We start from the raw sequence: 18,236 nt of genomic DNA, 5'->3' as shown, positions 1-18,236 counted from the left end.
ATTCAAGAGCAATCAATGGTTATTAAAAAAATTGAAGTAGAAAGTTTAAATGAGAATTATCTACAAAGTAAATTATGGGCATCTGTAAAAAAAACCTCAATCAAAGAAAGCCCATGGAAAGCCATAGCATTCAGTAGTGAACATTTTGACAAAATTCTTGTGATGCAAAGAAAAATATTTTGGAATTTTTATTTAAGTTACATTGCTCATCCAGAATTTTCAAATAAAAAAATTGAAGAGATTAACATGAATGAGGTTACCACTCATATTGCAAAACTTAGTGAAAGAATACAGGAATACCTACATAAAAATACTATCTTTTTAAGATTTGACTTAATGTACTATAACTCAAGAAGCTTAAAAGAAACTTATACTCCCCTAAAGCTTAAACTTAAAGGTCTCAAGAAATCATTTGACGACATACAGCCCCCAAATACAACAATACTAAACTTGAACGATTCACTAGACAACATTAAAGCTCGCATGAAAAAGAAAACAAGATATAACATAACGCTTAGCTGCAAGAAGGATGTAACAGTCATTATAGATGATGACTTTAACTATTTTAATGAATTTTATGCGCTTCACGAAGCAACAGCCAAACGAGACAAATTTACTATTCACTCAAAAAACTATATAAAAGATTTAATAAAAGAATTTAGGAGAGATGAAAATTCTACTATCAAACTAATAATCGCACTACACAACGAAAAACTCATATCTGGAATAATCGTTGGAATCTACAAAGATAAAGCCACATATCTTTATGGCGCATCAAGTAGAGAGGATAGACATCTAATGGCAAATTATGCAGTGCAATTTAGTGCAATACAAATGCTTAAAAGTTATTCTATTAAAGAATATGATCTTTTAGGCATTCCCCCAACTACCGATGAAAAACACCCTCTATTTGGTCTCTTTCAATTCAAAACAGGCTTTGGAGGAGAGCTCATCCACAGGATTGGATGCTATGACTTCGTTTATAAAAAATTTTCATATAAAATTTATAGAACACTTGAAATACTAAGATACTTTTACTACAAAGTCATAAAAAAAAGATTTTAAGCCATGGTATTGACTAACGTCTTAAATTGAATCCCTCTATCAAACTCATTCTTAAAAAGCTCAAAAGAAGCACTAGCGGGAGAAAATAATACCACATCATTTCGAATAGAAATTTTTCTAGCATAACAAATACATTCTTTTAAAGAAGAAAAAACAAAATACTTAATATTATTTTCTTCTAAAACCTTAACAATCTTGTAAGTAGCACTACCTCTTAATAAAATCCAAGTTTTAACCATACTCAAAATCTGACCAAAAATCAAAAAATCCAGCTCCTTATCAGTCCCACCAGCAATGAGGTTAACAGAAATCTCATTAATCTTTAAACTTTTAACAGATAAAACTGTAGAATCAGGGATTGTCGATGCTGTATCATTATAATATTTAACGCCTCCAAATTCTCTTACAAATTCCAATCGATGCTCAATGCCATTAAAATCAGCCACAACCTTAGACACAAGACTCAAATCCAATTTGCAGTAATTTGAAACAAAAATGACTATCAGTTTAGAGATCAAAAGAACAATCTTTGACTCACTAAGCGTGGATATAGCTTCATCATTTAAATAAACTTTATTATTTTTAAAATAAAAAACATCATTATCAAAGTTTAAAGGAATCGTTTCTGAGAACAAAATAACTCTGGATTTAGTTTTAAATCTATAAAAGTAGTCATAATAAGCTCGATCCTGAGAGATAAAAATCCCCGAATTTTGATTTATAAAAACTTTAGATTTATCTCCTATATAATCATCAAAATTTGAATAAGAATTTTGATGATCATAGTAAATATTTGTAATAATACTAATAATAGGATTTAAATTTCGAAGATCATGCAATTGCCAAGAAGAAAATTCTAAAACAATAGGTGATATTCCATCAAGCTCATCTAGAAAACTTAAAGGAGATATTCCAATATTACCTCCAAGCTTAACATTGGGATACTGAGTGCCTAAAACTTGATACAAAAGAGATGCAAGAGTTGATTTTCCCTTAGTACCCGTAATAGCAATTATAGGATTCTTATTAAACATTAAAAATAAACTAATATCAGTCTCAACTCTTTTTGCAAACTTTAAATACTTATTGCAAGAACTTACACCAGGATTCTTAATAACAATATCTGCTCTCTTAAAATCATCCACGTCATGATATCCTAAAACATATCGAATCTTACTGCTAAATTCTTCTAGAGACTTAATACTTGAAGCTAATTCTACATCATCCTTTAAATCAGTGATTACTAAATTAGCCCCATGCCTTAACAAAAATTTTGAAACAACCAGGCCTCCTCCATTAAGACCCAATCCCATAACTAAAAAATTCTTACCTCTTATCTCATCTAAACACACAATATAAGCAAGTATAACAAAATAATTAACCTGTTTTAATAGACTTAATCCACTTGGTACTATAAAAATAAGGTAAAGAAATACCAAGCTTAATGACATCTTCAAGAGTTGGAATAAAAACAATAAGCTCAAATGGAATTTGTGTATAATTTGCTAAAAGGTATGCAATGGGTATTGTATAAATAAAAGTTACAGAGCCCTCCATAATAGCCCCAAAGCTTGGAGATGCACCTGCTCGGAAAAACCCAAATAAATATTGAAATGCAAGTGCTGTAAAAAACACCGAGATAGCATAATACCTTAGCATAACTCCTATAAGACTTGCATATTCTAACTCATAAAAAACATAGGGTGCTATGAAAGACAAAGCTACCATTATAAAAGATGTAACAATAGCAAGAATGAAGCCTATCTTGCCCAAATATATTGCAACAGCCATTATCTCTCTCTTATCATTATGCATTTCATGTCCCATTATAATATTGACAGAGAAACAAAACGCATTAATTATATTAAATCCCATAAAATAAGTAGAAAAAGTTATACTATAAGCCGCATATTTAGCGGTATTAATTCTTGCAAAAATTGCAATTAAGCCAAAATATCCCAAAAACCAAATAAATTCATTTAAAAATATTGGAATAAAAAACTTAATTAATTGAGAAAATATTACAGGATTGATTTTTAAGTTTTTAACTTTAAGGTGAAAATGCGAGTCTGAATTAAAGACTGTATAAAGAAGATAAAAAACAAGTTCAATACCGCGAACTAATGTAGTTGCAATAGCAGCCCCAAGTACTCCCATGCCAAATATAAAAATAAATAAATAGTTAAAAACTACATTTAAAACAACTGCAACAACAGAAGTGACAACCTGAATTTTAGTTATTTTAACAATCTTTAGTGAATTTGCAATAATCCCCTTAACAACCGCAAATACAAAAGAATAAACAGCGATGTCAAGATAAGTTATTCCATAAGAGATAGCTTTTGAGTCATTAGATAGTAATCCAAGAAAAAAATATGGATAAAATAATGAAATAAATATGAATAAAAAGGAAAACAATAGGAGAATTAAGATGCTAATAAAAAATGTGTTTTTAAAGTCATCAATATCACCTTTAGCATATTGCCTGGTTGCCAATATATTATAAGCTCCCATTACAGCAAAGGCAATAGTAATAAAAAGTTCAAAAAATTTATTTGCAAGAGAAACTCCAGCAACAGGATAATCTCCAAGATAAGACACCATAATATTGTCTGTAAATGCAATAACATTAAACAAAAAAAATTCAACAGCTGTTGGAATTGCAATATTTAAAAGATCCCGATAAACCCTACTCTTCCTGGATTCGCTTAACGAATACATAACCTCCTCCTAAATATCAAAACAGTAAACTAGATTTTCAAAAAAATTGGAGTAGTGAATTACAATAAAAACACTATAAAAAAGTAGAGGGAATCCCTTTATTAAATAAAATCAAAATGAACTTAAAATTCATATTACTCATAATATGTCCTAATTATAGTATTATAGTATATTTTACAAATTAAGTCAGCTCTTCATAATGTATTTCCCTTATCCAATTATCTTTAAAAAATTCTATTAAAATAAATATATTTTTAATAACTTCTTCAAGACTTACAATAAAAACTATCATTGGTAATTTAAAATCTGTAAAAAAAATCAAACAATGTGCAACTGGCAATGTATAAAAAACTATCACTCCTATCTCAATATAAAAACAAGTATTAGGAATTCCGCTCGTTCGAAAAATACCAACAAGCGCCTGAGACGTAAAACCCTTAAAAACAACAATGCTAGCAAAAACAGAGATAAAAATACCAACAAGTTCAGGAGAATCTAGATTACTAAATATCATAGGTGCAACCCTAGATATTAGCAAAAGAATAAAGGCTACAAAAAGTCCTAAAATAACTCCAATAACTGATAAAAATATTCCAAGTTCTCTAACATGTTCCTTATCATTTACCATCAAATGCCCGATAATAACACCCGTTGCAACTCCCATTCCATGCATTAAAACAAAGCACAAGTCTAAAAGGTTAGATGCAACTGCAAAAGACGCATATTCACCACTTCCAAGTCGAGCATACAAAGCATGCAGAATAGTTATACTTAAAACCCAACAGATTTCATGTGATAAAACAGGAACAAGTATCTTTAAAGTAGCCACTCTTACACTCTTAGAAACAAAAAAATCTTTCACTTCAAGATGATAATAAGAATTCACATTAAAAAAGTTATAAAAAAAATAAAAGGTAAATTCAAGCATTCTAGCAAGCAAAGTAGCATAAGCTGCCCCACTTATTCCCATATCAAGCACAAAAATAAAGATGTAATTAAAAACAACATTAACTATTACAACAAATATAGTCACAAATAAAGGTATTTTTATATCCTTAGCACTCTTAAAACCCATTGCGGATAGAAAAGAATAAGATATAAAAATATAGGCAACAGAAACAATTCTTAAATACTCTATTCCAAAATTTAGAGGCTCTGATTCACCTATGAATAGATTAAGGACTTCTTTTGAAAAAATAAAGGATATAACAAAAAAAATAATTCCAATAGTTGTTCCAATCATCAAAGCGTAAGCAAATGCTTGCCTAACATGTGAAAACTTTCCCTTAGAAAATGCTTGAGAAGCATAAGCACTAAGAGTAGTACCAAGTGCAAATACAGTAATAAAGAAAAGAAAACTTATTCTATTCGCTAGAGAAACTCCTGTAACTTGAGGAGTTCCTAAATAAACAATCATATAATTATCAAAAAATACTACTAGCTGATACAAAAAAGCCTCAAAAGCTGTAGGAATGGCCAATATGAGCAATTCTCTCAGTATTGAGCTATAATTATTAAGTCTTTTTAACATATTCTAACTATTCTACCACTTTTGTAAATAAAAAAATAATTTAGCCTTAAAATTAATCCAATAATTAACACAAATTATATTATAATTAAATTTATATGAAGTTATTCTACATTTTTTTGTCAATATTCTTAATTAACAACTGTGTTTTGAAAGCCAATGAAATACAATCCCAAGACTTAGAAATCTTACTTGAGGCTACAAAAAATCTAGAAGCACCTTACCGCAAACAAATCAAAGAAAATCCTATTCAATTCCTAGCAGAGATAAAACCACTTCTTGAAGCAGAGAAAAATAAGCTTTTAATACTTGTAAACAAAAAAATCCCAATTCCTAAGGGATACCAACCAAAAGACTTAGTTTATCTAAAAGACTTTCAAGAATTAAAAGACATTGGCAAAAAAAGCTTAATGTTGAGAAAAGTATTAATAAATGACTTGATTAGTCTTGTCAAGGATGCTAGGGAAAATGGCTTTAGTATAAAAATAGTATCAGCATACAGAACAGAAGAATATCAAAAATTTTTATTTGAACATAATGTTACAACCTACGGATTAAAGGCAGCAGAACAACAATCAGCAAGACCTAATCACTCACAACATCAACTAGGAACAGCTATGGACTTCATGAAAATAGACGATAATTTACTAAATACAAAAGAAGGCAAGTGGATTTATGAAAACTCATCAAAGTATGGATTCTCATTATCTTACCCTAAAAATCATGAAAGAGACACTGGATATAAATCAGAACCTTGGCATTATATGTATATTGGCAAACAAGCATGTATTATTCAAGAAAAATATTTCAACAATTTACAGTATAAACTTCTTGAATTTTGGAATGAACATAAAAAAGAAATTTCAAATTTAATTCAAAAATACACAAGCTAATAATCAACTATTATCCTTGCCAACAGATCTTAAATATGAAAGTAAAAGTCTATCAAGTAATTCAACATCTAATTTGTCATAAAAAGATTTATTTGAAAAAAACAGATTAAGTTCTTCTCGAATTAAGCTTATGACATCTCTATTCTCAACAAAATCAGCTATCTTAAGCTTCAAATAACCCGTTTGTTCAAGACCAAATAAATTGCCAGGCCCTCTTAATTTAAGATCTTCTTCTGCTATTTTAAATCCATCTACATTCTCTTTTATAGTCTTAAGTCTAAATCTTCCTGCATCCGTTAAAGGTTCCCTGTAGAGCAAAAATAAAAAAGATTTTAAGTCGCCTCTACCGACACGCCCCCTAATTTGATGCAAAGTAGAAAGTCCAAAACGCTCAGCATGCTCTATTACCATGCAAGTTGCATTTGGGCAATCAATACCAACTTCAATAACGCTTGTTGCAACCAAAATATCTATTTTTTTTGAGTAAAAATCATTCATAATATCTTCCTTGACATCAGATGGAAGTTTAGAATGAACCATTTCAACACAATATTCGACAAAAACATTCCTAAGCTCTAAGCACATATTAGTAGCATCTTTTAAATCAAACTTTTCTGAGGATGATATTAGGGGGTACACAAAATAAATTTGGTGCCCTTTTGCAAGTTCATTTTTTAAAAACTCATAAACTTTGTCTTCATTGCCATGTTTTGCTAAATAAGTAGTAACAGGTATTCTGCATGCAGGGCCTCTCTTAATTAAAGATACTTCAAGATCGCCAAAAAGAGTTAAAGCTAAGCTTCTAGGAATAGGAGTTGCTGACATTAAAAGAATATCAACTCCTTCTCCCTTATTCTTAAGCTCTTCTCTCTGCTCAACGCCAAATTTATGCTGTTCATCAATGATGGCATAAGCTAATTTTTTAAACTTTGTTCCGCAAGAAAAAATAGAATGAGTCCCAATTACTAAACTAGAAGTACCATTTTTAATTTTTTCCAACACATCATCTTTGCCTCTTTTTTTCAAACTACCCGTTAAAAGAACTATAGATATATTAAAATCTTTGAGTATATTTGCCAAATTATTATAATGTTGCCGTGCCAAAAGATCAGTAGGCACCATAAATGCCACTTGATATCCAGCTTCAATTAAAGGAATACTCGAGAGAAAAGCAACTAAAGTTTTCCCACTTCCAACATCACCTTGAAGTAATCTACTCATAGGCCTAATGCTTTCAAGATCATTAATTATCTCATTAATTGAAATTATTTGATCTCTTGTAAGCTTAAATGGAAGACTTAAAATAATTTGATCAAGCAAATTCCTTGATAATTGCTTCCTGTCACGCAAAAAAATCTCAGAACTTTTTCCCCTCGAAAAAAACTGAAGCAAAAATATTTCCCTATAAGTTAACGTTTTCTTTGCCCTTTCAAGCATTTCAAGAGAACTTGGAAAATGGATTTCATTTAAAGCCTCATGGAACGGCAATAATGTATATTTGTTGATTAAGAATTCAGGCACATCAGATTGTCCAAACTTTACAAAATAAATCAGAGCTTCTTTTATATAAGACGATATCTTTTTAGAAGTTAGGCTTTCACTAAGAGAATAAATTGGCATAATTTTTTTAAATCGTTCCGGATTATAGCTAAAAGATTCGCTGTCAAAATTAGAACAACTCCACATTTGAGTATAATCGCTGTAATTAAATTTGGAATAAATATAGAATTTTTGACCTACCTTAAAAACCCCTTCTAAGAATCCCCTATTAAAAAGAAGAATTTCAAATATCTCATCATTTTCACTCCTAGCAATAAGTTTTAAATTCTTTTTAAAATTACTCCCTCCAAGCTTTTTATGTTCTAAAACAGTAAAAATTGTCATGAGTTCACAATCTCTAACTTCCAGTGGGTCTGGAAAAGTTTTTATATTCTGACGATCCTCGTACTTTTTAGGAAAGTATTCTATGAGCTCTTTAATATTTGTAATCTGAAGACTATTTAATCTCTCAAGTCCCTTCTTTCCAAGACCACGTATGCCCTTTAAGTCATATTGAAACTCATGCAAAAACATCAAAATCCTTAAAAAGGTAAGTAAAAGGCTAAAATACTAATAGCAAATATGGCTTGCTCAAAAATGATTATAAATGCCATTAGCAGTGCGTCGGCTACAATCAAATTAAGAGTATAAGACATAGTCTTATCTGTAACAATATTGTTTATTTTAACAGACAAGGGAATAAGCAACGAATCAACTCCCCTCATGAAATCAGTATCATCAAATAGGCTGAAAAGTAAAAATATTAATCTTAAGGCAAAGAAAAAAATAAGTGCAATAAAAATACTTCTAAATATTCCCCAAACTTCAATAATAAACAATACAATAAACGTAGAAAGTTTATAATCACCATGAGACAGCATCCTCTCAACTATTGTAAGAGTAATTAAAGCCGCAATTGGCGAAAAATCATACATACCAAGCCTGAAAAACCTAACCCTTCTAAAAACAGATAAAAATGGTTCTGTTGCACTATAGATAAATTTAAAAAATACATTAGTATTAATTCCTGAGGATACAAGCCAACTAAGAATAATTCTAATCAAAATTAAAATTCTATAAGCATTTAAAAATAAAATTAAAGTCTCTACTATCACAATTAATCCTCCTAATCAAACCAAACATCCTCTACTATTTCGTGACTCCTCAGCTCATTAATCTTAAACTCATCAGGTTTAAAGTTTAGGGTTAAATCCATTTTGAGCCTCAAATCTTCATCATTATTCTTTAAATAAAGATAAACATTCGAAAATCCAGTATTATCCTCAAACTTAAAGAGTTTATCCTTTAAAGAATTAAGAAGATTAGAATCATTGAACTTTTCATTAAAAAATTTAATATGAAGATTATTAATCTTATTAACAGAAAGCTCTTCAATACTTAACACCTTTTCAACGACTATTGAAAATTTATCTCTATTAAATGTAAGCTTACCTATAACGCCAACCACATTGCCCTCAATAAGCAAATGTTTATATTTTTCATAACTTTCAGTAAAAATTACAATTTCCATCATACCTTTAAAATCTTCAATAACTCCAAAGGCCATTCTAGAATTATTTTTCTTAGAATTGATAATTTTTACTGAATTTAGATTCCCAGCAAACTTAACACGACTATTCTTTTTAATAGCAAGCTCTTCTAATATATTAAAGCTTGTAAAACTCTCTATTTCCGTTTTATATGGATCAAGAGGATGCCCAGATACATAAAAACCTAAAAGTTCCTTCTCAAATCTTAAAAGTTCAGGATAAGAATATTCTTCAAACAAATCATAATGAAAACTTTCCTTAACGGCATTCTGAACTCCAAGAGAGCCAAATAAACTACTCTGACCAAGTCTTTTATCGCTCTTGTCTTTAGATACAACTTCTATTAATCTATCAAGATTTTCAAAAAGTGTTCTCCTATTTTGGTCAAAACTATCAAAGAGCCCAGACTTTATCGCGGATTCAAGAAATTTTCTATTAATAACCTTATCATCTACTCTCCTAATAAAGTCCTCAAAGGATTTATATTCCCCATTCTCTTGCCTCTCAGCAACTACAAGATCGACTATAAAACCCCCAATATTCTTAATTCCATTAAGCCCATAAGAGATCTTAGATCCATTGACACGGAATTCTCTAAAAGACTGATTTACATCCGGTTTTAAAACATTTATCCCCATCGACTCTGCCTCTTCAATATAATAAGAGAGTTTATCAGTATTATTAATCTCATTTGTTAAATTGGCAGCCATAAAGCTTTCAGGATAATTAGCCTTAAGATATGCTGTTTGATAAGCTATTAAAGAATATGCAGCTGCATGAGATTTATTAAAACCATAACCAGCAAAGGGCTTTAAAAGCTCAAATATATCACTTGCAAGCCTCTCATCATAACCTTTAATAAGAGCACCTTTTAAAAAGTCGACTTTCATCTTATTCATTTCATCTTCTTTCTTTTTTCCCATCGCACGTCTTAATATATCTGCTTTTCCAAGAGAAAACCCCCCAATAATCCTTGCAACTTCCATTACTTGTTCTTGATAAACAATAACTCCATAAGTTGGCTTTAAAACTTCTACTAAGTCTGGATGAGGATATTTAATTTTCTTAGCACCTGTCTTAGCCGCAATAAATTGAGGTATAAACTGCATAGGCCCTGGACGATAGAGTGCATTTAAAGCAATTAAATCCTCAATACTGTCAGGTTTTGCATCCCTTAAAACTTGCTGCATACCCTCAGATTCAAATTGAAAAACAGACGCACTACGCCCCTCAGAAAGCATCTTGAAAGTCTTAGCATCACTATCGGAAATATTTTCTATTCTAAAATTAGGATTAACAGTCCTAATCAGATTTTCTGCATTTTTTATTAAAGTTAATGTCTTAAGACCAAGAAAATCCATCTTTACAAGACCACAATCCTCCAACAAGTCCATAGTATACTGCGTAGAAACAGTATCTTGTTTATAATCCTTATAAAGTGGAACATACTCTGTTAAAGGTGCCCTAGAAATCACAATGCCTGCTGCATGAGTTGAAACATGTCTATTCATACCTTCAAGAACAAGAGCTGCATCCATCAATTCCTTATAAATAGAACCTTTATTTAAATATTCTTTTAAAGATTCATCTGCAAAGACTTCCTTTAAAGAAACTTTTGGACCATCGGGAATAAGTTTAGTAAGTTCATTAGATTCAGCAAAAGGAATATCTAAAACTCTTCCAACATCCTTAAATACAGCCTTAGGTTTTAATGTCCCAAATGTAATTATCTGAGCAACCCTATCCTCACCATACTTTCTTGCGACATACTTTATGACCTCATCTCTACCCTCAAAGCAGAAATCAATGTCAAAGTCAGGCATAGAGACACGCTCGGGATTTAGGAATCTCTCGAAAAGAAGATTATACTTTAAGGGATCAATATCAGTAATCCTTAAAGCATATGCAACAATTGAACCCGCCCCAGAACCACGCCCAGGACCAACAGGAATATCGTTATCATGTGCAAATTTAATAAAATCCCAAACAATTAAAAAATAAGCCTCAAATCCCATTTTAATTATTGTTGCAAGTTCATAAAAAGCACGCTCTTTAATGCTATTAGTTACAATATCATACCTAAATTTTAAACCCTCAAGTGTCAGGTGCTCTAAATATTGACCAAGAGTATTAAACTCACTAGGAATCTGATATTCAGGGAAAATAGGACCTGGAAATTTGATCTTAAAGTCATTACATTTTTCAGCAATTTTTACAGTATTTGCCAAAGCCTCTGGTAAATCCTTAAAAAGCTCACACATCTCTTCTTGAGATTTAATATAAAATTCATTAGTCTCCATTTTAAGCCTATTAGGATCCCTTCTCTTAGCACCTGTTCCAATGCAAATAATAATATCTTGAGCTGTTGCATCCTCTTTATTAACATAATGAGAATCATTAGACACAGTTAGTGGAACATTAAGTTCTCTAGAATAAGCAATTAATCTTTCATTAACAATATCTTGTTGTTTAATCCCATGACGTTGAAGTTCAAGATAAAAATCATCACCGAAAATACTTTTAAACCAAAGAATTTCATTCCTTGCATCATCAAACCTGTTTGCTATAATTAGCTGAGGAATAATCCCACCAATGCATGCAGATGTGCAAATAAGACCTTCAGAATATTTCTCTAGATCACCCTTATCTATTCTTGGGCGATAATAAAATCCCTCAAGATAAGAAATACTTGTAAGCTTTAATAAATTCTTATATCCTAATTCATTCTTGGCAAGAAGAATTAAATGATAAGAAGGCTTTCCAAGATCATCATTCTTTCTTATATGCTTTGAAGTACTGGACATATAAGCCTCAATTCCAATTATGGGCTTTACTCCTGCCTTTCTCGCTTCATTGTAAAACCTAATAGCACCAAAAAGATTCCCATGATCTGTTAATGCAATATGGGACATATTGCATTCCTTCGCCTTTGCCACAATATCTGTAATCTTTGCAGCACCATCTAAGAGAGAATAATCTGAATGAACATGCAAATGAATAAATTTAACTTTTAAATCCATAACTTAAAATTATTCTATCAAAATAAAACCTGATTTTTAATAGGTATACACCAACCTACCCAAATATTAAATAACAAACACTTAAATATCAAATCTAAACTAATAAAAATGCTAAATAAACATAATAATAAAATTAAAAAATTAGGCAAAAATATTAATACCCTGATTCTCCAATTCAATTACTATCTTTTTAAGATGTTCAAGTTTTCTAACAATTTCATCTGATAAACCCTCAGCTTGAATTAAAAAATCCCTTGACCGTCTCAAATCTATATCACCAAAATTATCCTTAAGAAAGATTTTTACTATCTCAACAGCAATCTTATGAACATTTAAACAATAAGAATAAAGATCTTCCCAAATTTCTTTTACCTCCCCATAATTCGGACTAAACCCCTTATAAAACAACCCAAATCCATGCTTAACCGGATCAGTTTGAATAGCCATACTCTTCTGATTCTCAACAATTGATCTTAAAATATTCATCCATGTCATTTGTTCTGAGATAATAAACTCTAACTCCTTTAAAAATTCATCATTAGAGTACATAAAGGTTTCAGAATTAGACAAAGAATCACAACTTCTTGTCAAATAAGACACATTAGCTTCAACACCCTCAAGATCACTAATTAACATTGAAAATTCACTTTGCTGCCTAACAAAATGTTTAAATAAACTTTCAAGAGAAGTAAGCTCCTCAAGAAAACTTGAGAAAAATTTATCAATATCTGACTGTAATTCTCTAATATTCTTAGAAATTAAATCCTTAGAGACTTCCTCAATTTCCTTAACAGAAATCATATTCATAACGCCCTTAGCCTGATCTGAGAGACGTTTAATCTCATCAGCAACAACAGAAAACCCTTTTCCGTACTCCTTTGCTCTTGCAGCCTCAAGCTTAGCGTTAAGAGAAATCATATTAGTTGCACCTAAAAAATTATTTATTGTCTCTAGGCTTCCTTGAACGCCTACAATAACAGTAGTAATTTTTTTCAATTTCTCCTCATTGTTTCTTTCAATATCATCAAAAATAACACCCACCTGATTACGTGCATCATTTGTCGTCTTAATAAGCATCTCAAATATCTTGTCGAGATTCTCAAAACTAGAAAATAAACTCTTGTATAAAAACTCCGCACTAATTAATACATTATTAATAGAAGACTTAGAATGATAAAATCCCTTTAGTAACTCTTTAACTGGAGCCTTATACTCATATACATGTAAATCTTTCTTGTCATCTTTAAGATTTCTCAAAGTCTCATACTTAGACACTCGAGATATATTAGACTTTTTTTTATTAAAAAACGATATTTTTTGCATAAAGGGATTCTACCATAAAAAATATTTTTTGAACAGACTTATCTCAACTTAATTCAATGATTTTTAAAATGCAATAAATTAAGAAGATATCAATTACAAAAAAATATTTTAGCATTAACTTATATAAGCAAATTTAACACAAAACCACTAAATCATATTCTCCCTATCTCTCAAATAAAATTTCATACACCAAAATAGCTATCTTACTTATTTTTAACTAAAAAATATTTACTCTTTAATTTATCATATTCAAATAAAACATCTTCATACGCGAAAAATTGCATAAAAACACTAATGAAATCTTCTAACTTATCTTTAACTGCTGGTAAATTAAAATCATTATCAAGCCTAAAAATATCATCCGCCTCTAATGTAGCTAATTTTTCATTCTGCTTTAACACAACTCTTTTGGGTTGCCAAAAAAGTACATTAACTTTATTGTCTTGAATAAAAAACCTCTCAAGTTCATAGTCAAGATTAATCTGATCTGCTTTTGCCTCAATAATACCAACAATAACACATCTCTCATAATCCAATCTCTTAATAAGAACCGCGTCCGTAGGCACAACTTTTCCTGAAACCTCAAGAGGAAATTGCTCTTCAATTTCATATTTCTTATTAAACGGAAGATTTGCTATCTTTCTGAAAAGATTTAAAAGTATATATTTTGTACTCAGATCTTTATTATTTGGTCTAAGGCAGGGTATTTTCATCCTATATTTAAGCTCATCAAAGAAATGCTTAACTAGCCTCTTCATTGCAATTGCCTTTCTTATATCTTCTTCCTTCATCTCTTACTCCCTAACAAAATATTCCTCAAAACAATAACTCTATAAATTATAGTAAATCTATGCAAGATATTAAAGAATAAATAAAACTAATATCAAAAGTTACCCCAATTGGTAATACAACACTCAACAATTGAATAATAAGCTTATTAAGTACAATAATCAAAGACAAGCTTGCACTAACCCTAAAAAAAGTTTAGACGGACTCTCCAGCCTTGTGATAAGCTCAGGATGAAATTGACAAGCTACAAAAAACTTATTCTTTGGTATTTCTATCATCTTGACTATTCTGTAATCTTCAGAAAATCCAGATACCACGAGCCCTTTCTTCTTAAACAAATCAAGGTAGTCATTGTTAACTTCATATCTATGTCTAAATCTCTCAACGACCCTATCGCTTCCATAAAGTTTAAAGGCCATAGTATCCTTTCTTAAAAATACAGGATAACCCCCAAGCCTCATTGTAGCACCCTTATCTTTCAAGCTCTTTTGTTCAGGTAATAAGTGAATAACAGGATTGCCCGTCAAATTGCCCTCAAATAAATTTTCTTCAGTGTCAGCATCAAGAATTCCACAAACATTCCTAGCAAATTCAATTATTGCAAGCTGCAATCCAAGACATATACCAAGAAAAGGAATATTATTCTCCCTAGCATATTTAATTGCAAGAATTTTCCCTTCATATCCTCTACCACCAAACCCACCAGGAATCACAAGGCCATCTATACTCTTTAAAATCTTTTCATCAAAATTAGTGCTATCCACTACAGTTGTCTTAATTAGAATATCTAAATTAGCAGCCACATGCGTTAAAGACTCAAATATTGATGCATAAGAATCACCAAGTTCAGTATACTTACCACAAATAGCAATATTTACTATCCTTTTGGGAGATATAAAGTTTTTCTTTATTACACTTACTAATCTTTCTAATTTTTCTACCTTAGGTTGAATATCTATTTTTAATTTTGAACCTAATATTTGATGTAAGCCCTGTCTATAAAAAGATATGGGTATCTCATAAATAGTTGCAACATCAATATTGTCAATAATAGATGAAGAATCAACATTACAAAACATCGCTATCTTTTGTCTTATTTGCTTTGTCAAAAGTTGAGAACTTCTTGCAATAATTAAATCTGGAAAAATTCCAGCTTTATTTAAAGTTTTAACACTTTGTTGAGTAGGCTTGGACTTTTGCTCATTTATTCCCGCAGGATTTGGAACATAAGTCAAATGAATAAAAGCAATGTTATCACTCCCAATCTCATATCTTATTTGTCTCATAGTCTCAATAAATAAAATATTCTCCATATCTCCTACAGTGCCACCAATCTCGATTACTAAAAGTTCACTGCACTCATCTTCAGCAATCCTAAAAATTGTCTCTTTTATCTCATCAGTAACATGAGGAATGAGCTGTACAGTTCGACCTAAATATTTACCATGTCTTTCATTTTCAAGAATCTTTTTATATATTTTACCCATCGTAATGTTCCAATGAGACTTAGCATTCAGGTCCAAAAATCGCTCATAATGACCAAAATCCATGTCAACTTCCCCACCATCATCAAGAACAAAAACCTCTCCATGCTCAACAGGGTTAATGGTTCCAGGATCTGTATTTAAATATCCATCACATTTAATTGGTGTTATCCTCAAATTATCCTTAAATAATCTTGCGATACTTGCCGATGTCACTCCTTTCCCTATTCCAGAAATCACACCACCTGTTACTACCAAAATTTTCAGATTGTCTCTCATTACACTCTCCTAAATACAAATTAAAAATACTATAATATAATGTCTACACAAAACTTTAATCAAAGTTCTTTAATACTATATTTTTTTTGACTGACATAGAATTGCAAAAAACCTATACAGATTTAAGCAAAGAAACATATTTCAAGTAAAAAAGTTAAGAATCACCTTCTATTTATCTTTTAACAAAATTTAAACTTATGCACTTATAACCTAATATAATAATATAATTAAGTGTAAACAAGAATTACCTTTCAAATATCGTTCTAAATAAAAGCCCACTAATTATGACATCAACATTAGCTTAGTCTAGAAAATCATAACTACTGAATTTATTATAATAAATCATACATACAAAGAAAGCTAAGAATAATAATAAGAAAAATAGCACATGGGAAAAAAGGTATTAATCCGAGTAAAATTCGTAAATTACTTCTACTATTCAAACATCCCAAGTTGTTTAGAACAAAATATAAAGAAAAATATAAGAAACTTGAGAAAAGCATACAAACAAGTTTAAATAAAGAATATCCCTTATGTAAAATACTAAAATTATATAACTCTGAAAATATATAGGCGTCAGTAAAAAATATAGCAAAATCAAAAAAGGCTGCCAAAAACCCGAAAAGCAATACACCTATAAGCACAGCCTTTAGGAAGGGGTAACTTTTAAATATAAGACTAGATAACAAAAATATAGGAAAGGCTATTAAGTAATTAAAATAAGTCATTTTTAAAAATTTAAAAATAAGATGCATAGAAAAATAATCAGTCTTATTTTCTACGGAAAATACGTTATCTAATAACACAATAAAATTAAAAGCTGAATAATAACACAAAATTAAAAACAACGGAAAAACAAACAAAAATTTAACTAAATTAAAAAAATATCTCTCTAGAGCTGATACCGGAAGAGATAGATAAAGCACACTTCTAAGTGGATCATGAATCGCATTATAATGATCAAACATCATATATATTGATATAATATAAGATGATGAGGCAAACAAAAAAAATATAATTTCATTAGCAGGAGTACGCACATCAATTAAACTATTGATCCAATAAAGTCTTGAAAAAATATGAATCAAAATAAAAACACTAAAAACTAAAATAACGAAATAAAGATATAGCTTTTTATGATAAGTAAATTCAATATGAAAAAGGTTTGCAATCCTTTTTAAGCTAAACATTTATCAACTTCCTTACTTTATTACTACTTATATATAAAAAAAAGAACTCAAGGTCAACACCCTTACCGGAAGCCCCATTCTCATGATAGAGTGCTTTAAATCCATCCTTTGCCTCTTCATAATAAATCTCCCTCCCATCAAGTTCACCTACAATCTTAACTTTATAATTATCATTAATATAAGAAATTGAATTCGAGAAAAGAACATCCTTATTCCCAATAATAGTCAAATGGTCTACAATATCTACTAAATCCCTAACATTATGTCCTGTAACAAAAACCATCTTATCTTTTAAATTATTTATAACACTTCTGAAAACATTCTTTGAAACAATATCAAGACCATTCGTTGGTTCATCAAATATTAAAACAGGAACATTTGTAGCAATAGAGAAAGCAATAAGACTTTTTTTCTTCTGACCATATGAACAAGATGCAAAATTAAGATCAGTATCTATCTCAAATTTCAATAAATACTCCTTAAAATCCTCTTCGCTAAAGTTTGAATAAAATCTACATAAAGAGCTATAATAATCCCTCAAAGAAAGATTGGGCAACTTAAATTCCTCAGGAACAAAAAATAAATTCACTAAATTTAAAGGATTTCTTGGAAAAACTTTCAAAGAATTAAACAAAATTTTTCCCTTAAATGAATTTAGTAGCCCACTCATAAGCTTAAGTAAAGTAGTCTTACCTACCCCGTTCTTGCCAAGAATCAAGTAAGTCTGTGGCTTGGAAAAACTTAAATTTAAATCTGAATAAATTTCATTCTTACCATAAAAAAATGACACATTGCAAAATTCTATTTTCACTGAAATGATCCTTAATATCAACTTTAAAATAAGTCGATATTAAC

At 30.1% G+C, this 18,236-nt stretch carries 13 protein-coding genes; 2 read left to right on the top strand and 11 right to left on the bottom strand.

The window, feature by feature from the left end:
* The first annotated feature begins 15 nt into the window (after positions 1-15).
* The gene (locus tag CR532_RS03070; protein ID WP_108729350.1) at positions 16-1,065 is read left to right on the top strand and encodes a lipid II:glycine glycyltransferase FemX; all 1,050 of its coding nucleotides are present in this window, start codon (positions 16-18) and stop codon (positions 1,063-1,065) included.
* Here the strand turns inward: CR532_RS03070 and murD are convergent.
* The 3 genes from murD to CR532_RS03055 form a co-directional block, all read right to left on the bottom strand.
* Positions 1,062-2,417 (bottom strand): UDP-N-acetylmuramoyl-L-alanine--D-glutamate ligase, encoded by a 1,356-nt coding sequence (gene murD / locus CR532_RS03065; protein ID WP_108729628.1) that lies wholly within the window; start codon positions 2,415-2,417, stop codon positions 1,062-1,064. The genes CR532_RS03070 and murD overlap by 4 nt on opposite strands.
* A gap of 25 nt (positions 2,418-2,442) precedes the next feature.
* A complete protein-coding gene (locus CR532_RS03060) occupies positions 2,443-3,786 on the bottom strand; it encodes an MATE family efflux transporter (RefSeq protein WP_108729349.1) in 1,344 nt (447 codons plus the stop codon).
* 181 nt (positions 3,787-3,967) lie between these two features.
* Positions 3,968-5,317 carry an MATE family efflux transporter gene (locus tag CR532_RS03055; RefSeq protein ID WP_108729348.1) on the bottom strand — a complete coding sequence of 450 codons (1,350 nt, stop codon included), beginning with the start codon at positions 5,315-5,317 and terminating at the stop codon, positions 3,968-3,970.
* A 95-nt stretch (positions 5,318-5,412) separates the two neighbouring features.
* Here CR532_RS03055 and CR532_RS03050 point away from each other — a divergent pair, with 95 nt between their 5' ends.
* On the top strand, positions 5,413-6,207 hold the full coding sequence (locus tag CR532_RS03050) for a M15 family metallopeptidase (protein ID WP_108729347.1): 795 nt from the start codon (positions 5,413-5,415) through the stop codon (positions 6,205-6,207).
* Positions 6,208-6,210: 3 nt separating this feature from the next.
* Here CR532_RS03050 and recG read toward each other — a convergent pair whose 3' ends face one another.
* The 8 genes from recG to CR532_RS03010 all read right to left on the bottom strand — a co-directional run bounded on the left by recG (position 6,211) and on the right by CR532_RS03010 (position 18,192).
* Positions 6,211-8,280 carry an ATP-dependent DNA helicase RecG gene (gene recG, locus CR532_RS03045; RefSeq protein ID WP_108729346.1) on the bottom strand — a complete coding sequence of 690 codons (2,070 nt, stop codon included), beginning with the start codon at positions 8,278-8,280 and terminating at the stop codon, positions 6,211-6,213.
* An 8-nt stretch (positions 8,281-8,288) separates the two neighbouring features.
* Positions 8,289-8,861, bottom strand: coding sequence for a YggT family protein (locus CR532_RS03040; protein WP_108729345.1), 573 nt, complete (start codon positions 8,859-8,861; stop codon positions 8,289-8,291).
* 11 nt (positions 8,862-8,872) lie between these two features.
* Positions 8,873-12,316 (bottom strand): DNA polymerase III subunit alpha, encoded by a 3,444-nt coding sequence (gene dnaE / locus CR532_RS03035; protein ID WP_108729344.1) that lies wholly within the window; start codon positions 12,314-12,316, stop codon positions 8,873-8,875.
* Positions 12,317-12,457: 141 nt separating this feature from the next.
* Positions 12,458-13,639: a methyl-accepting chemotaxis protein gene (locus CR532_RS03030; RefSeq protein ID WP_108729343.1), complete on the bottom strand. Its 1,182-nt coding sequence runs from the start codon at positions 13,637-13,639 to the stop codon at positions 12,458-12,460.
* A 203-nt stretch (positions 13,640-13,842) separates the two neighbouring features.
* A complete protein-coding gene (locus tag CR532_RS03025; RefSeq protein WP_108729342.1) occupies positions 13,843-14,430 on the bottom strand; it encodes a hypothetical protein in 588 nt (195 codons plus the stop codon).
* 159 nt (positions 14,431-14,589) lie between these two features.
* A complete protein-coding gene (pyrG, locus tag CR532_RS03020) occupies positions 14,590-16,191 on the bottom strand; it encodes a glutamine hydrolyzing CTP synthase (protein WP_108729341.1) in 1,602 nt (533 codons plus the stop codon).
* A gap of 332 nt (positions 16,192-16,523) precedes the next feature.
* Positions 16,524-17,381, bottom strand: a complete 858-nt coding sequence (locus tag CR532_RS03015; protein ID WP_108729340.1) for an ABC transporter permease — start codon at positions 17,379-17,381, stop codon at positions 16,524-16,526.
* On the bottom strand, positions 17,374-18,192 hold the full coding sequence (locus CR532_RS03010) for an ATP-binding cassette domain-containing protein (protein WP_108729339.1): 819 nt from the start codon (positions 18,190-18,192) through the stop codon (positions 17,374-17,376). Before CR532_RS03010 ends, CR532_RS03015 begins: the two co-directional genes overlap by 8 nt.
* Positions 18,193-18,236: the final 44 nt, after the last annotated feature.

Origin of the sequence: Candidatus Borreliella tachyglossi (assembly GCF_003076595.1) — a bacterium.
GTDB lineage: Bacteria > Spirochaetota > Spirochaetia > Borreliales > Borreliaceae > Borrelia > Borrelia tachyglossi.
The sequence above is the reverse complement of the archived record's forward strand: the minus strand, read 5'-3'. Positions and strand labels throughout refer to the sequence as shown.